This is a genomic window from Sphingomonas sp. 179-A 2A2 NHS (assembly GCF_045371305.1).
Taxonomy (GTDB): Bacteria; Pseudomonadota; Alphaproteobacteria; order Sphingomonadales; family Sphingomonadaceae; genus Sphingomonas.
Genome location: NZ_JBIQDE010000001.1, coordinates 501,837 through 518,778, shown reverse-complemented (window position 1 = coordinate 518,778; position 16,942 = coordinate 501,837). Strand labels below are relative to the sequence as shown.

11 protein-coding genes are annotated in these 16,942 nt (G+C 66.3%); 9 read left to right on the top strand and 2 right to left on the bottom strand.

Translation table 11 applies throughout. The features are described 5' to 3' along the window. Window positions 1-7: 7 nt before the first annotated feature. On the top strand, window positions 8-1,615 hold the full coding sequence (locus tag ACH0AE_RS02385; RefSeq protein WP_294442971.1) for an NAD(P)/FAD-dependent oxidoreductase: 1,608 nt from the start codon (window positions 8-10) through the stop codon (window positions 1,613-1,615). Here ACH0AE_RS02385 and ACH0AE_RS02380 read toward each other — a convergent pair. Beyond that, complete coding sequence (locus tag ACH0AE_RS02380; protein ID WP_294442972.1) at window positions 1,587-2,873, bottom strand: amino acid permease; 1,287 nt, start codon at window positions 2,871-2,873, stop codon at window positions 1,587-1,589. The genes ACH0AE_RS02385 and ACH0AE_RS02380 overlap by 29 nt on opposite strands. A 129-nt stretch (window positions 2,874-3,002) precedes the next feature. Between ACH0AE_RS02380 and ACH0AE_RS02375 the strand changes: the two genes are divergently transcribed. The 3 genes from ACH0AE_RS02375 (at window position 3,003) to ACH0AE_RS02365 (ending at window position 9,131) form a co-directional block, all read left to right on the top strand. Continuing rightward, the gene (locus ACH0AE_RS02375) at window positions 3,003-4,592 is read left to right on the top strand and encodes a sulfotransferase (protein ID WP_294442973.1); all 1,590 of its coding nucleotides are present in this window, start codon (window positions 3,003-3,005) and stop codon (window positions 4,590-4,592) included. Between the two features lie 194 nt (window positions 4,593-4,786). Continuing rightward, complete coding sequence (locus ACH0AE_RS02370) at window positions 4,787-7,246, top strand: TonB-dependent receptor (protein WP_294442974.1); 2,460 nt, start codon at window positions 4,787-4,789, stop codon at window positions 7,244-7,246. A gap of 73 nt (window positions 7,247-7,319) precedes the next feature. Further along, window positions 7,320-9,131 (top strand): DUF885 family protein, encoded by a 1,812-nt coding sequence (locus ACH0AE_RS02365; protein ID WP_294442975.1) that lies wholly within the window; start codon window positions 7,320-7,322, stop codon window positions 9,129-9,131. A gap of 70 nt (window positions 9,132-9,201) precedes the next feature. Here ACH0AE_RS02365 and ACH0AE_RS02360 read toward each other — a convergent pair whose 3' ends face one another. Next, the gene (locus tag ACH0AE_RS02360) at window positions 9,202-9,720 is read right to left on the bottom strand and encodes a MucR family transcriptional regulator (RefSeq protein WP_406875412.1); all 519 of its coding nucleotides are present in this window, start codon (window positions 9,718-9,720) and stop codon (window positions 9,202-9,204) included. A gap of 299 nt (window positions 9,721-10,019) precedes the next feature. On the opposite strand from ACH0AE_RS02360, the gene ACH0AE_RS02355 reads away from it, so the two are divergent. The 5 genes from ACH0AE_RS02355 to ACH0AE_RS02335 all read left to right on the top strand — a co-directional run bounded on the left by ACH0AE_RS02355 (window position 10,020) and on the right by ACH0AE_RS02335 (window position 16,887). Next, window positions 10,020-11,126 carry an NADH:flavin oxidoreductase/NADH oxidase gene (locus ACH0AE_RS02355; RefSeq protein ID WP_294442977.1) on the top strand — a complete coding sequence of 369 codons (1,107 nt, stop codon included), beginning with the start codon at window positions 10,020-10,022 and terminating at the stop codon, window positions 11,124-11,126. Window positions 11,127-11,216: 90 nt separating this feature from the next. Then, window positions 11,217-12,518, top strand: coding sequence for an Hsp70 family protein (locus ACH0AE_RS02350; protein ID WP_294442979.1), 1,302 nt, complete (start codon window positions 11,217-11,219; stop codon window positions 12,516-12,518). 180 nt (window positions 12,519-12,698) lie between these two features. Further along, entirely contained in the window at window positions 12,699-14,363 is a 1,665-nt protein-coding gene (locus ACH0AE_RS02345) for an MFS transporter (protein ID WP_294442980.1), read from the top strand. Window positions 14,364-14,377: 14 nt separating this feature from the next. Beyond that, window positions 14,378-15,526 (top strand): HlyD family secretion protein, encoded by a 1,149-nt coding sequence (locus ACH0AE_RS02340; RefSeq protein WP_406875436.1) that lies wholly within the window; start codon window positions 14,378-14,380, stop codon window positions 15,524-15,526. After that, the gene (locus ACH0AE_RS02335) at window positions 15,523-16,887 is read left to right on the top strand and encodes an efflux transporter outer membrane subunit (protein WP_294442983.1); all 1,365 of its coding nucleotides are present in this window, start codon (window positions 15,523-15,525) and stop codon (window positions 16,885-16,887) included. The genes ACH0AE_RS02340 and ACH0AE_RS02335 overlap by 4 nt, the downstream gene beginning before the upstream one ends. Window positions 16,888-16,942 lie beyond the last annotated feature (55 nt).

The following is a 16,942-nucleotide window of genomic DNA, read 5'->3' as shown; positions in this document are numbered from 1 at the left end:
GGCGGGCATGACGAAGAAGTATGATGCGCTGGTGATCGGCGGCGGGCACAACGGGCTGGTCTGTGCCTTTTATCTCGCGCGGGCGCGGCTGAAGGTGCGCGTGCTGGAGCGGCGCCATGTCGTCGGCGGGGCGGCAGTCACCGAGGAGTTCCACCCCGGCTTCCGCAACTCGACCGCGAGCTACACGGTCAGCCTGCTGCGCCCGAAGGTGATCGCGGACATGAAGCTGCACGACCGCGGCTTTCGCATCATCGAGCGGACGATCTCGAACTTCTTCCCGTTCGAGAATGACTATCTCAAGCTCGGCGGCGGGCAGACGCAGGCGGAGTTCGCGCGCTTCTCGAAGAAGGATGCGGACTCTTTCCCAGCGTATGAAGCGGCGCTGGAACGCGTCGCACAAGTCATGCGCGACCTGGCGTTGAAGGCGCCGCCGAACGTGGGGGGCGGCCTGCCCTCGCTGCTCGCCGCGGCGAGCCAGGGCAAGCGACTGGCCGGGATGAGTATCGAGGCGCAGCGCGACGTGCTCGACCTGTTCGTGAAGTCCGCGCGCGACTTCCTCGATGGCTGGTACGAGAATGATTGCGTCAAGACTGCCTTCGCCTTCGACGCGGTGGTGGGCAATTACGCGGGGGTGTCCACGCCGGGCAGTGCGTACGTGCTGCTGCACCACGTGTTCGGGGAGGTGAACGGCAAGTACGGTGCCTGGGGACATTCGGTCGGCGGCATGGGCGCGATCACGCAGGCAATGGCGGCGGCGTGCATCGATGCTGGCGTCGAAATTTCGCTCGATACGCCTGTCGCGAAGGTGCTGGTCGATGGCGGGCGCGCTGCCGGTGTCCGGTTGGAGAGCGGAGAGGAGCTTGCCGCGGGGATCCTCGCGGCGAACGTCGGCCCGGCGATGCTGTACCGCCAGATGGTCGATCCGAGTGATCTCGATGGCGATTTCCGGCGCCGGATGGATGGGTTCAAGACCGGATCGGGCACGTTCCGGATGAATGTGGCGCTATCCGAGCTTCCTGATTTCAGCGTGTTGCGCGGCAAGGATAAGGCGGAACATCATACCGCCGGAATCATCATCGCGCCAGGCATGGATTACATGGACCAGGCGTTCGACGATGCGCGCGCCTTCGGCTGGTCGAAGAAGCCGATCGTCGAGATGAAGTTGCCGACGACAGTGGACGACAGCCTGGCCCCGCCGGGGATGCATATCGCCAGCCTGTTCTGCCAGCAGTTCGCGCCTGAGCTGCCCGGTGGGCGGAGCTGGGACGATCACCGTGAGGAAGTGGCGGACCTCATCGTCGATACGGTCAACGATCACGCGCCCAACTTCAAGGCGAGCGTGATCGCGCGGCAGATCCACTCGCCGCTTGATCTGGAGCGCAAGTTCGGGCTGATCGGCGGCGACATTTTCCATGGCCGGATGAGCCTCGACCAGTTGTGGGCGGCGCGGCCGGTGCTTGGGCACGGCGACTATCGCGCGCCCATCAAGGGGCTCTACATGTGCGGATCGGGTACGCATCCGGGCGGCGGGGTGACAGGCGCGCCGGGGCATAATGCGGCGCACGCCATCCTCGCTGATCGCAGCCTTATCGGCCGCTGGCTGCGGCGCGCCTGACGAGAAGATACACCGGCGCGCCGGCAAGCAGCAGGATGAGCGCCCAGGCATTGGCTTCGGCGCCGAGGCCCCATGACAACCACGCCACGAAGGCTGCGCCGATTGCGGCGACGATCACCGCCGGGCGATCGCCAGGGAGGAGCTTGATCGCGGCGCAAGCGCTGGCGAAGTAAGCGAGCATCCCGGCGGCGAGGGATACGGAGGCGATGAAGGTGAACAGATCGCCCATGCCGCGGGTGTAGTTGGTGAGCGTGACGACGGTGACGAGCACGCCGGAGACGATGTGCGCGCGTGCCGGCGTGCCACGGCTGGACTGCTTGCCGAGCCACGCGGGGAATACGCCGCCGCGCGCCATCGCCGCGCAGATCTCGCCCTGCAACAGCGTGAACCCGTTCAGCGCGCCCAGCGCAGCAATTGCGGCGAAGGCCGCGACGACGACGGCGGTACCATTGCCGAAGGTGCGGCCGAGGAAGGTCGCGATCGGCGAGGGAGAGGCGGCGGCCTCGGCCGCGGGCATCATTGTGGTGAGCGCGAGGCTGACCGCAAGGTAGACCGCGCCGGTCAAAAATGTGCCGAGAATGGTCGCAAACGGCACGACACGCGCGGCATTGGTGATGCGATCAGCAGGAACGGTAGCCGACTCGACGCCCAGAAAGCCCCAAAAGGTCAATGCCGCCGCCCCGGCGATCGCGCCGCCGGTGATCGGCACCGCCGGGTTGGGCACGATCGCCTCGCCACCTTGCGTGGTCAGCAGCCACAAGGCGAGCAGGATGACGCCGACGAGCGGCACCAGTTTCAGCGCGGCGGTGACGAGCTGGACGCGGCCGGCGAGGGCGACGCCGCGTACGTTGACGAGCACCACCGACCAGATCAGCACCAGGGACGCGGGAGCGGCATAGGCCTCAAGCCCGGGCAGGATCAGGCTGATTGCGCTGATCACGGCGATCGCGACCGCGGCGTTGCCGGCCCAGAGCAGTGTCCAGTAGCTCCATGCCGTGGCGAAGCCGGCGACCGGCCCGAACGCGGCGTTGACGAAGGCATAGGGGCCACCCGCGACCGGCATCGCATGGGCAAGTCGCGCGAAGATGAAGGCGAGGCACATTGCGCCTGCGATCGTCGCCATCCAGCCAAGCGTCGCGTTGGTGCCGAAGGGCGCGAGCGTCGCGGGAAGGAGATAGATGCCGGAGCCGACCATATTGCCGACGACGAGCGCCAGAACGGGCCAGAAGCCGAGCGGCTTGCTCGCGCGGTTGGTCAATGCGGGGGTTCCTGTGCGTGGATGGTCGGCGGAAAGTGATGCGTTTCTATAAGCGAGGATCGTCCGTGGCGAGGCCCGTTTCCGATCATCCCTTGATCGGCCTCGCAACGCATGATCTTCTCCCGACCCGTGCCCGCTTCTTCCCTCACCACACGCTGGCCGCCGCGGCTGATCGACGCCGCGCTGGCGCTGCACGACAATCGGCTGAACGTCGCCGAGCCGCTGCTGCGTGCGCATCTGAAGGATGATCCGTTCGACGCGCGCGCGATCCGCATGCTGGCGGAGCTTGCCGGGCGGATCGGGCGCAACCGCGATGCCGAGACGCTGCTTCGTCGCGCACTGGAGATCGCCCCCGCCTTCACCGCGGCGCGCGCGAACTTGGCGATCGTGCTTTACCGCTTGAACCGCCCCGTGGAGGCGCTGGCAGAGCTCGACAAGTTGCTCGCGGCAGAGCCCGATCATGTCGGCCACGCGAACCTGAAGGCGGCGGCACTGGGACGGCTCGGCAGCTTCGAGGATGCCATTCCGCTGTACGAGAATGTGCTGCGCCAGGCGCCGAACCAGCCGAAGGTGTGGATGAGCTACGGCCACATGCTGAAGACGGTGGGGCGGCAGCAGGACGGGATTGCCGCCTATCGCCGCGCCATCGCGCTTCGCCCGGAACTGGGGGAGGCGTGGTGGAGCCTGGCCAATCTGAAGACGGTGCGGTTCGATGACGCGGACGTGGCGGCGATGACCGCCGCGCTCGCCCAGGCGGACATCAGCGACGAGGATCGGTTCCACCTAGATTTCGCGCTGGGCAAAGCATGGGAGGACCGGCGCGAGGCGGCGCGGGCTTTCGATCATTATGCGCGCGGCAATGCGCTGCGCCGCACGCAAATCGTCTATGATGCGGACGAGACCGAGCGGTTCGTGGACGACGTGTGCGCCATTGCGACACCGGCCTCCTTTGCCGAGCGGCAGGACTGGGGCTGCCCATCGCGCGAAGTGATCTTCGTGCTGGGCATGCCGCGGGCGGGATCGACGCTGATCGAGCAGATCCTTGCCAGCCACAGCCAGATCGAGGGCACGACCGAGCTTCCCGATTTGCCCGCGATCGCGCGGCGCGTCAGCGACTATCCCGCGGGTCTCGCCACCCTGACCGCGGATCAGGCGCGGGCGATGGGCGAGGAATATCTGCAGCGCACCGCGGTACAGCGCCGCACCGAGCGGCCGCTGTTCATCGACAAGCTGCCGAACAATTGGGCGCATGTCGCGTTGATCCGCTTGATCCTGCCCAACGCCATCGTGATCGATGCGCGGCGCGAGCCGCGAGCGTGCTGCTTTTCGAACTTCAAGCAGCATTTCGCGCGCGGGCAGGCGTTCAGCTACACGCTGGAGGACGTGGGACGCTATTATCGCGACTATGTGCGGCTGATGGCGCATGTTGACGCGGGGCTGCCGGGCTGGGTGCACCGTGTGATCCACGAGGCCTTGGTCGCGGACCCGGAGACGGAGGTGCGGCGATTGGTCGAGGCCTGTGGGCTTCCGTTCGAGCCCGGGTGCCTTGCCTTCCACGAGACGGAGCGGCCGGTGCGCACGGCGAGTTCGGAGCAGGTGCGCCAGCCAATCTATCGCACGGGTAACGATGCATGGCGGCCCTTCGCCGAGCGGCTGGCCCCCCTAGACGCGGCGCTTGGAGATGTTGCGACACTCTATCCCAATGTTCCGCGCTTCTGACGCTCGAAATCGGGCGATCTGTTGCAGAACTGTCACGAAGACGTAATGATCGTTCAGCGTTCAGCCTAGCCGATTGACGTTCTTTTCGCAGTTGCACAATCTTCCGCAACATAGTTCCACACGGGGGGCGGCGGATGATCTGCGGTTCGGTTCGGCGGGCTGGTTTCTCGGCTCTCCTCGCATCGGCAGCAGTGATGGCAGTCCCGGCGCTGGCGCAGGATGCCACGACCGCGACCACGCCGGCTGATGATACCGCGCGATCGGACTTCCAGGACGACATCATCGTCACGGCGCAAAAGCGCGATGAGAATATTCAGGACGTCGCGATCAGCATTCAGGCGATCGGCACGCGGCGGCTGGATCAACTGAACATTACCAATTTCAACGATTACACCCAGCTCCTGCCATCGGTCGCGTATCAGACGTCGCAGCCGGGCCTGACCACCGTTTACATGCGCGGGGTCGCATCGGGCGGGGACGGCAACCACTCGGGATCGCTGCCATCGGTGGGCACGTATCTGGACGAGCAACCGGTGACGACAATCGGCGGGACGCTGGACGTCCATATCTACGACATTGCGCGGATCGAGAGCCTGGCCGGCCCACAGGGCACGCTCTACGGCGCTTCATCCCAGGCGGGTACGATCCGCATCATCACCAACAAGCCCGATACGTCCGGCTTCTACGGCCGGGTCGACGGAGAGGTGAACACGGTCAAGAGCGGCGGCGAGGGCGGCCGGATCGAGGGCATGATCAATGCGCCGCTTTCGCAGGACATCGCGTTGCGCGTCGTCGGTTTCTATCAGCGCGATGCGGGCTTCATCGACAACGTGCCGGGCACGCGCAGCTTCCTCCCGACACCGGGCGGGATCACCGTCGACAATGACGAATTCGTCAAGAAGAACTACAACAAGACCGACATCTGGGGCGGGCGCGCCGCGCTGAAGATCGACCTGGATGATAGCTGGACCGTGACGCCGACGGTGCTGTACCAGGAGCTGCGCAGCGACGGCAGCTTCGCCTATGATCCCAGCGTCGGCGATCTTCAGGTGCAGCGCTTCTACCCCGAATATCGGCGCGATCGCTTCGTCCAGGCCGCGCTGACGATCGAGGGGCAGGTCGGCAATTGGGACGTGACCTATGCCGGCGCCTATCTCGACCGGCGCACTGCCTCTTCATCGGATTATACGGATTATTCCGAAGCCTATGACTCGCTCTATGCGTCGGTCGGCGGGCTCGCCGGCTATTTCTATTACCTCGACGCGGCTGGGAATACGATCGACCCGCGGCAGAACGTGCTGGGCACCGATCACTTCAAGAAGCTGAGCCAGGAGCTTCGCGTCGCCTCGCCGGCGGAGGATCCGTTCCGCGTGGTGGCGGGCATGTTCTACCAGCGGCAGAGCAATTTCATCCACCAGGATTACAACATCCCTGGGCTGGGCCCGGACGTGTCCGTCAATGGCTGGCCGGGCACTTTGTGGCTGACCCAGCAGGAGCGGGTGGACCGCGACTACGCCATGTTCGGCGAGGCGAGCCTGGACGTGACGCCGACGCTGACGCTGACCGCGGGCGGGCGCGCCTTCATTTATGACAATTCGCTGATCGGTTTCTTCGGCTTCGGGCGCAATCCGGGTGTCGATCCGGATGACGGGCGGCCATTCACGGCGTCACCGTTCAACGGCGCCGGTTCCGGGCGGACGGGGGTTGCGGGTTGCTATGTCGCGGGCGGGCAGACGCTGCGCGACGTTTACCTCAATGGCGGCGACACATCGGCCTTGCTGCCGGGGATCGTCTCGGGAAGCCCGTGTACCAACCTTGCCACGCTGTCAGGCGGGCAGCTGGTACCCAAGAAGGCGTCAGGCAGCGGCGTCACCTATCGCTTCAACGTCACGTGGAAGCCGGTGGAGGATATTCTCCTTTACGGCACCTGGTCTCGCGGGTTCCGCCCGGGCGGCATCAACCGGCGCGGTGACGTCGGCGCCTATGGCGCGGACTTCCTGACCAACTACGAGCTTGGCTGGAAGACGACGCTGCTCGGCGGGAGACTGCGCTTCAACGGCGCGGTGTATCAGCAGAATTGGGATGCCTTCCAATTCTCGTTCCTGGGCGAGAACAGCTTCACGGTGATCCAGAACGGGCCGGATGCGCGGATCCGAGGGATCGAGACCGACGTGAACCTGGGGGTAGGGCCGCTGTCGCTGACGGCGTCCGCCGCTTACACGGACGCCAAGACGCGCAACGACCTGTGCGCGGCGCAGATCTGCAACGGGACCGGGGATGACGTGCTGGCGCCGACGGGAACGCGACTGCCGATCACCCCGCGCTTCAAGCTGGGCGGGACGGCGCGGTACACCGTGCCGATCGGGGAGGCGAAGGGCTATATCCAGATGCTGGTCGCGCACCAAAGCTCCGCCTCGTCCGACATACGGGTGGAGAAGGCAGCGATCATCGGGCGGCTGAAGCCTTACACCACCGGCAACCTTTCGATCGGGGCGGAGCTGCGCAATTTCACCTTCGAGCTGTTCGCGCAGAACCTGTGGGACGAACGGGCGCAACTGACGCGGTTCCAGCAGTGCGGCGCGTGCGATCAGCGCGTCTATATCGTGCCGATCCGCCCGCGCACGATCGGGCTGCGCGCGGGCACGAAATTCTAGGGTTTGGCTGCGTTGCGCGGGGGGCGGCAGAGGCGCTAGGGCGGGGCAACGTTCCCGAAAGGTACCCCCCACCTTGCGCCTTGCATTTGCCCTGCTGTTGTCCGCCGCTTTGCCTGCCGTCGCCACGGCGCAGACCCCTGCCGCAAGCGCAGCGAAGCCCGCCGCTGCCGCTACCGCCGAAGATGCGAAACTGCGCCGCATATTTGCGGAGAGCGACGAAGCCTCGCTGAAGCGCAACCCGCTGGAGGGCATCTTCCGCGGTGACCTGCGCTATGCCGATCGGCTGAGCCCGTATCTGACGCCGGCTTATGAAGAGGGCGAGCGGCAGGCGCTGCTGGCGAACCTGCGCGCGCTGGGCACGGTGGATCGCGCGAAGCTCTCGCCCGTCAACCAGATCGCTTATGACGTGTTCAAGGCGGACAATGAGCGGCAGCTGCGGGGCTACGCGCCTGCCATCCGGCAGATTACCGATGTGCTGCCGATCAATCACTTCTCCGGCTTCCAGACCTTCTATCCGGAATTCGCCTCCGGCCAGGGCGCGGCACCGTTCAAGACGGTAGCAGACTACGACAACAACCTGAAGCGCAACGCCGAATATGCGCGCGTCGTCGACCGGATGATCGTGCGGGCCCGGGAAGGCATGAAGCGCGGCATCGTGCCGCCGAAGCTGGTGGTGCAGAATGTGATAGGCCAGCTCGATCACCTGCTCGACGCGCCGGTCGAGAAATCCTTGTTCTACGAACCCGTGACGAAGTTTCCCGAAGGATTGCCGGCAACCGAGCGTGCCCGTCTGACGGCGGCATACGAACGGCAGGTGCGTGAGGTGCTGAACCCGGCGCACAGCCTGCTGCGCGACTTCCTGAAGAGCGAATATCTGCCCAAGGCGCGCGACACCGTCGGCCTGTCGGCGGTGCCGGGTGGGGCGGCGCTCTACGAATATCTTATCGAAAGCAGCACGACCCTGCCGATGAAGGCGGAGGAGGTGCATCAGCTGGGCCTGTCCGAAGTGAAGCGGATCCTGGCCGAGATGGAGGCGCAGAAGACGCGCGCCGGCTTCACCGGCACGTTGCCAGAGTTCTTTGCCTATCTGCGCACCGATCCCAAGTTCAAGCCTAAGTCTGCCGCGGAGATCGCGCAGGGCTATGACGCGATCGGCAAGCGCGTGGACGCGCGGGTGCGCGAGCAGTTCACGCTGATCCCCAAGACGCCGCTCGAGATCCGGCCGGTGCCCGCGTTCAAGGAGAAGACGGACGCGGCGGGATCGTACCAGTCGGGCACGCCGGACGGCACGCGGCCGGGCGTGTTCTATTACAACACCTATGACCTGCCGAACCGTTACCTGTGGGGCATGGAGACCTTGTACCTGCACGAGGCGGTGCCGGGGCATCATTTCCAGATCAGCCTGGCGCAGGAGAATGACAGCCTGCCAGCGTTCATGCGCTTCGGTGGAAATACCGCCTTCGTCGAGGGCTGGGCACTCTATGCCGAGACGCTGTGGCCCGAGCTTGGCATGGAGACCGATCCGCTGCAGCGGATGGGCGGCCTCAATGACGAGATGCTGCGCGCCATGCGGCTGGTGGTCGATACCGGGCTGCACGCCAAAGGCTGGACCCGCGATCAGGCGATCAAATACATGCTCGACAATTCGCCGATGCCGGAAAGCGACGCGACCGCCGAGGTCGAGCGCTATATCGCTATTCCGGGCCAGGCGCTGGCGTACAAGATCGGGCAGCTCACCGTCCTGCGCCTGAAGGCGGAGGCGAAGGCGAAGCTGGGCGCGAAGTTCGACCCGCGCGCGTTCCATGCCGCGGTGCTGGACACCGGATCACTGCCCATGCCGGTGCTGGAGAAGAAGCTGGCCGACTGGATCGCAGCGCAGCAATGATGTCGATCCCGCCCCGGTGACAGGCTGGGGCGGGACGGATCGACCAAGTGCAGCGGATGTCGCGCCTGGATCAGCCAGCCTCGGCGGAGGAGGAGCGGGACCTGCCGGCCTTTCGCCCCTTTTCCTGGCCGCGGCTGTTTCCGGCGCCATTGCTGGCTGCAGCCGCTGCGCGCGCTGCCGCCGCCTTGCCACCAAGGCCAATGCGAAGCGCCATTGCACGGCGCGCCTGGCTATAGGCGGGCGCGACCATCGGATAATCAGGCTTCAGGCCATAACGTTGACGATATTCGTCCGGCGTCAGACCGTGCGACTTCAGATGGCGGGCGAGCGACATGTAAGGCTTGCCATCGATCATCGAGATGATCCGATCGGGCGAGGCAAGCGATTTGCGCACGCTGACCGCCGGTTCGAACGCCGGTTCCGCTTCGGCATGTTCCTCGGACGGGGTGGCGACCAAGTCCGACAACATCTGGTGCGTCGAGCGAAGGAATTCCGGGACATCGCCGGCCGATATACGTGTATTCGGATTCGATAGCCAAGCGATCGTCAGATCCGCTGCCAATTTCAGCGTTCTTCCATCCTGTTCCACTCACACCCTCCCGGTTCTCTCATGACGAACGATAGGGTTGTCGTTCGGCGGCGGGTAGCAAAGTTGACACCAAATCGGGGATGAACGCGCCGCGGCATGACAAGGCCGTTGCTTTCTCTTGCTCGTCAATCAGTAATTCTCGCATTTTATATGATCTATCTGCTTTGAACGGAGCGGATCGCATGATCTTTTCGGCAGCTTTGGCGGATGGTCGGTCGGGCACGATCCCGATGGTGAGGTTGATCTCGCGTCAGGTGCTTCCCAGTTGAGGGGCGCTTTTGACACAAGGAAGCCTGTCCATGAGTGGACCCAAATTGTTCGAACCGATCAGCTTTGGCGGGCTTTCGCTCGATAATCGGATCGTCATTGCACCGATGTGCCAATATTCGGCCGCGGATGGCTGCATGACGGACTGGCACCTCATCCACCTTGGCCAGTTGGCGCTGTCCGGCGCGGGGTTGCTGACGATCGAGGCGACGGCGGTGGTGCCCGAAGGGCGGATTTCCTATGCCGATGTCGGCCTGTGGGACGATGCCACCGAAGACGCGATGGAGCGGGTGATCGAGGCGATACGGCGCCACTCGACCATGCCGATCGCGATCCAGCTGGCGCACGCCGGCCGCAAGGCTTCGACTGACCTGCCGTGGCACGGCGGCGGACAGATCGCGCCGGATCATCCACATGGGTGGCAGACGCAGGCGCCCTCCGCGCTGCCGTTTGCGGCGAGCGACCACGCGCCCAACGCGATCGACCGCAAAGCACTGAACGAGCTTCGTACTGCCTTTGCGGCAGCAGCGCGGCGGGCGGCGCGGCTTGGGCTGGATGGCATCCAGCTTCACGGCGCGCACGGCTATCTGCTGCACCAGTTCCTCTCTCCATTGTCGAACCGGCGTGACGACGAGTTCGGCGGATCGCTGGAGAACCGAATGCGCTTTCCGCTGGAAGTATTCGACGCGGTCCGCGCAGCATTCCCGGCGGACAAGCCAGTGACGATGCGGGTATCGGGGACGGACTGGGTGCCCGGCGGCTGGGATGTGGAGCAGACGATTGCCTTCGCCCAGGCACTGGAGCGCCGTGGCTGCGCCGCGATTCATGTGTCGAGCGGCGGGCTTGATCCGCGCCAGGCGATCCCGGTCGGACCGGGTTATCAGGTGCCGCTGGCACGCGCGATAAAGGCAGAGACCCGCATGCCGGTGGTGGCGGTGGGGTTGATCACCGAGCCGGAACATGCCGAGTCTATCCTCGGCGCGGGAGACGCCGACATGATCGCGCTCGCGCGCGCGATGCTCTACGATCCGCGGTGGCCATGGCATGCAGCGGCCGCATTGGGCGCGCAAGTTTCGGCGCCTAATCAATATCTTCGCTCGCAGCCACGGCGCTATCCGGATCTGCTGCGCGGCCAGTGATCGGCGGTTGCGGGACGGGCGAGCGGATGCCATAGGCGCCGCCCGCCCGGCGGCATCGATCGCGGGCCCCTCTTTCAGCAGGAATGCGTCGTGAGCGACGAACCGGCCGTGCGCGCGCTCGGCCTCGATTTTGGTACTACCAACACCGTCGTCGCCGCGGCTGACGGGAGCGCCGGAACGCGGCTGGTGCCGTTCGGAAGTGCCGACGCCGGGGCCTCCGTGTTTCGATCCGCCTTGTGCTTCTGGGGAGAGGAAGATGCCTGGAACGGCATCGCACATGAGGCGGGGCCGTGGGCGATCGAGGAGTATCTCCAGTCGCCGCTCGACAGCCGGTTCGTGCAATCATTCAAGACCGTCGCGGCGAGCGAGACGTTCGAACGCGCGCTGATCTTCAACAAGCCGTTCCGCTTCGAGGATCTGGGGCGATTGTTTCTCCAGCGGCTGGTCGGGCACGCCGCCGGGCGGCTGGACGAGCGGCCGCGGCGTCTGATCGTCGGCCGGCCCGTGGAGTTCGCTGGCGCGCGGCCAAACGAGGCGCTGGCGCGCGAACGGTATGACCGGATGCTCGAAGGCTTCGGGGTGGAGTTGCATTATGTGTTCGAGCCGCTGGGCGCGGCGTTCAGCTACGCTGCCCGGCTTACCGAGCCAGCGACGATCCTGGTCGCGGATTTCGGCGGCGGCACGACAGACTTTTCGATCGTGCGGGTGGCGGAGCCGGGCGCGGCTCGCCGCTGCGTGCCGGCCGCTTCAGCCGGCATCGGGATTGCCGGCGACCGGTTCGACCAGCGTATCGTCTCACAGCTTGTCCTGCCGTTCCTGGGCAAGGGCGGGCAATATCGCTCGTTCGGCAAGCTGCTCGATATTCCCGGCGGCTATTTCACTGACTTCGCCGACTGGTCGAGGTTGGCGATGATGCGCAACCGGCGGACGCTGGAGGACTTGCGGCGACTGCAACGCGACGCGGTCGATCAAGCGCCGATCGGCCGGATGATCGCGCTGATCGAGCATGAGCAGGGTTTCCCGCTGTATGATGCGGTCGGCCGGCTGAAGCGGGCGCTGTCGAGCGCGGAAGAGGCCGAGTTCGTCTTTGAGGGCGGGGACGTGAAGATCAAAGCGGCGGTGCGGCGCGTGGACTTCGAACAATGGATTGAAGGCGATCTGCGGAAGATCGAGGCTGCGCTGGACAAGGCGCTGGAGCGCGCTGAGTTGGCGCCGCCGGCGATCGACCGGGTGTTCCTAACGGGTGGATCGTCACTGATCCCGGCGATCCGTGCAATCTTCGATCGGCGTTTCGGCGCGGAGCGTATCGCGACGGGCGGTGAACTGACATCGATCGCCCATGGCCTGGCGCTGATCGGGGCCGAGCCCGATCCGACGGAATGGGCGGCGTAAGGACCGCTCCCCTGTGCACTTTTGTCGCAGCGATGTTGCAGCGATGGCACCTCGCGCCGCCTTGCTCGTTCAACGCGCATCCGGGGCGGATATCCACACGCTGAGCGGCGGCGCGGGGCCGTGGCATGAGTGCGTGTTTCGCGCGGCAAGAGTCTGAAGGAAGCGAAGGCGCAGCGCGAGATGGCTTCAGAACCGGTCTATGAATTCGCCCCGCATGAGCGGCCGCTGCTGCCCGGATCACCGGCGACGCCGGATCATCCGCCGAGCCGCCGAGTCGCCTATTTCGCGATCGGCACGCTGCTGGGCATCACCGGGGGCCTCAGCAACGGACTGCTGCTGGCCAATCTGCCGCAGATCCAGGGTTCGCTGGGGCTGACGCCGGTCGAGGGCGGGTGGCTGATGGCGACCTATACGATGACCAGCGTTTGCATGAGTCTGCTGCTGATCAAGTTCCGCCAGCAATTCGGCCTCCAGCGCTTCATCCGTTATTCGCTCGCCGGGTTCCTCGCGGTCACGCTGCTTCAGGTGTTCGTGCACAGTTATCGCGTGGAGCTGATCGTGCGGGGCGGTGCTGGTGTCATAGGCAGTGGCCTGACCACCTTGAGCTTCTTCTATATCACCCAGGCCATGCCACCCGCTGCGCGGCTGTCGGGACTCGTTATTGGCTTCGGGCTGGGCCAGATCGCCCTGCCGCTGGCGCGGGTGATCTCCCCGGTGCTGCTGGCGGACGGCGACATCCAGAACCTGTTCATTCTCGAACTGGGGCTGACGCTGGTGTGCCTCGGCTCCGTCGCATTGCTTCGGTTGCCGCCGAGCCAGCGTATCCAGGCGTTCGAGCCGCTCGACTTCCTGACGTTCGCCTTTTTTGCGCCGGGCGTTGCCCTGTTGTGCGCGGTGCTGGCGCAGGGGCGGATCGTATGGTGGACCACCGCGTGGCTGGGATACGCCACGGCCGCCGCAATCGTGCTGATCGGCACGGCGCTGCTGATCGAGCACAATCGCGCCAATCCGCTGCTCAACACCCGATGGATGCGCACAAGAAACGTGCTGCGCTTCATCGTCATCGTGCTGGCGATCCGGGTGCTCCTGTCCGAACAGACCTATGGTTCGACCGGGCTGTTGACGACGCTGGGGATGGGCAGCGACCAGCTCGTTACGTTGAATGTCGTGCTGACGCTTGCATCAATTGCGGGGCTGGTGACGGGAGTGCTGACGCTGAACCCCAAGGACCTGTTGTGGCCGGTCGTGGTGTCCGTGGCGATCATCTCGGTGGCGGCGTTCCTCGACAGCCGGGCGACGAACCTGACCCGGCCGGTCAACGTTTTCTTCAGCCAGGGCATGATCGGCTTCGCCGCGCTGTTCTGGCTCGGATCGGCGACGATGGTTGGCATCCTTCGCGCGCTGGCGCGCGGGCCCAACCATCTGGTGAGCTTTTCCGCAGTGTTCGGCATCGCCCAGTCGCTGGGCAGCCTGGGCGGCGCGGCGCTGCTCGGCACGTTCCAGACGATGCGCGAGCGGTTTCATTCGGAGGTGCTGGTCGAGGGCATGCTCGGCGGCGATCCGCTGATCGCCCAGCGCAGTCAGCAGCTGGGCGGCGCTTATGCGCGAACGCTTGGCGACACCGCGCTGCGCCAGGCGGAAGGGGCGACCCTGCTGGCACAGCAAGTAACGCGCGAGGCGAACGTCCTTGCGTATAACGATGTCTTCTTCCTGGTCGGCATGCTGGCGCTTGCTGTTTTCGTATGGCTAGCCACCCGCTGGCTGCATCTGCGATGGAAGGGGATCAACCCGCTGGCCGAGGAACTGCAGGCCTTGCAACGATTGCGCGAACAGGCATCCAAGTGAGCGACACGACGACGATGCGCCGGGCAGAGACAAGCGACGCCGGAGAAAACGAGCGGCTTCACGATCCCGTCGAGCCGGGCAGCGCCGAGGCGCCGCGGCGCGGCTGGGCACCGCCGCGGGGCAGCAGGCGCGGCACGATCATCTTCGTCTGCCTGCTGATCGCGGGTGTGCTGCTGGCGCTCTATGCCTGGGATCTGCCGCCGTTCCGCCGCTACGTTCAGGTGACGGACAACGCCTATGTCCGCGGGCAGACCACCGTCATCGCGCCGCAGGTGAACGGCTATGTCACCGAAGTGACGGTGCGCGATTTCGAGACCGTTCGGCGCGGGCAGGTGCTCGCGCGGATCGACGATCGCATCTATCGCCAGCGGGTGGAGCAGGCGGAGGCGGCGGTGGCGACGCAGCTCGCGAACCTCGCCAATTCGGCGCAGAGCCAGCGGTCGCGCGAGGCTGCTCTCGGCGGCCAGCAAGCGGCGATCGCCAATGCGCGCGCTCAGCTGCTGCGCGCCGAGGCGGACATGCGCCGCGTGGACGAGTTGGTGGCGGAAGGGTCAGTCTCGGAGCGCGAGCGCGATCAGACGCGGGCGGCGCTGGCGCAGGCCCGCGCGGGCGTGCTGCAGGCGCAGTCGCAGCGGGCGATCGGGGAGCAGGATGTACGCTCCGTACTGGTCGGGCGCGGCGGGCTCGAGGCGGCGGTCGAAAATGCACGCGCGGCGCTTCGCCTGGCGCAGATCGACCTGTCGAACACGGTAATCCGCGCGCCGCAGGACGGGCGGCTGGGGGAAGTATCCGTCCGGCTCGGGCAATATGTGACGGCGGGCACCCAACTCATGTTCCTGGTGCCGCCGACCGTGTGGGTATCGGCGAACTTCAAGGAAGCGCAGACCGCGCTGATCCGCCCGGGCCAGCAGGCGACCGTGACGGTGGACGCGCTTGGCGGCGCAGAGCTTCGCGGCAGGGTGGAACGGCTGTCGCCGGCAGCGGGGAGCGAATTCTCGGTCATCCGGCCGGACAATGCGACGGGCAATTTCGTGAAGGTGCCGCAGCGGCTGACGGTGCGCATCGCCGTCGATGCCCGAGACCCGCTGTACCCGCGCCTCAGCCCCGGCATGTCGGTGGAGGCGCGGGTGGACACGCGCAGCGCGGCATCCGCCACACGATGAGGGGACGCCTGGTCCTGCTGGTCGGGAGCGCGCTGGCGGCGTGCTCGGCGCCCAATCCGCCGCGCCCGGAAGCGGCGAATGTGACGGCGCCGATCGCCTGGCGAACCGCGTTGCCCGCCGCGAGCGCCGCGGTTGATCGCGACTGGTGGGCGCAGTTCGGCGATCCCGTGCTGAGCGGACTGGTGGAGACGGCGCTGGCGCGCAATCCCGACATCGCGATTGCGGCGGGGCGCGTGCAGGAGGCGCGGGCAAATGAGCGGCTGGCGCGCGCGCAGCTGTTCCCGTCGCTCAGCGCCGGCGGCGGCGTGACTCACGGGCGCAGTGTCAGCGCCTTTGGTACCGCGGTGGAGACGACGAGCGCGCAGCCGCTGTTCCAGGCAAGCTACGAAGTGGATGCGTTCGGGCGCATCTCGAGCCAGGTGGCGGCGGCGCGGGAGGCGGCGCTGGCGAGCGAAGCGGCGCGCGACGCAGTGGTGCTGTCGATCGCGGCGACCGCGGCGAGCGGCTATATCACGCTGCGTGCGCTCGATGCGCGTCGCCTCGTCGTGGAAGCGACGATCGCCTCGCGCGCCGAGGCGTTGCGCATCGCGCGGTCACGCGCCGAGGCGGGCTATACCTCGCAGCTGGAGCTCCGCCAGGCGGAGGCGGAGTATGAGGCCACGGCGCAATTGCTGCCGCAGGCGGAGCTGGCGATCCGCCGGCAGGAAAACGCACTGAGCGTTCTTCAAGGCGATGCGCCGCGCGACATTCCGCGCGGTGCATCTCTGGCAGACTTGCGGCCGTTGCCGGTGCCGGCTGGCCTGCCGTCCGACCTGTTGCGGCGGCGGCCAGACATTGCACAGGCCGAACGCGCGCTGGTGGCATCCGACCGCTCGCTCGACGCCGCACGGGCGCAGTTCCTGCCGAGCATCCAGCTGACCGGATCGGGCGGGCTCGCTCTGTCGAGCGCGCTGGCAAACCCGCTGACGATCTGGTCCGCCGGGGCCAGCGTGCTAGCGCCGCTGTTCGCCGGCGGACGGCTGACCGCCAACGTCGAAGGAGCGGCAGCGCGGCGCGACCAAGCGGCATTCACTTATCAGCGCACCGCGCTGACCGCGTTTCGCGAGGTGGAGGACGCGCTGGCGGCGGTGGACCGGCTGGCGGCGCAACGCGTGCGGCTGGAGGCGCAGCGTACGGCGTTGGCGGAGGCGCTTCGCCATGCGACCAATCGCTATCGCGCGGGCTATGCGAGCTACCTCGAGCAGCTGGATGCGCAGCGCTCCTTGCTCAACGTGGAACTGACGCTGGTGCAGCTTCGCGCCGACCAGCTGAACGCGCTGGTCGCGCTATACCAGGCGATGGGGGGCGGCTGGCGCGCCTGAGGACCGGGAAAGTAATCGTTGTTGGCGGACGTGCGCGCGCCATCTACGCCCTTTG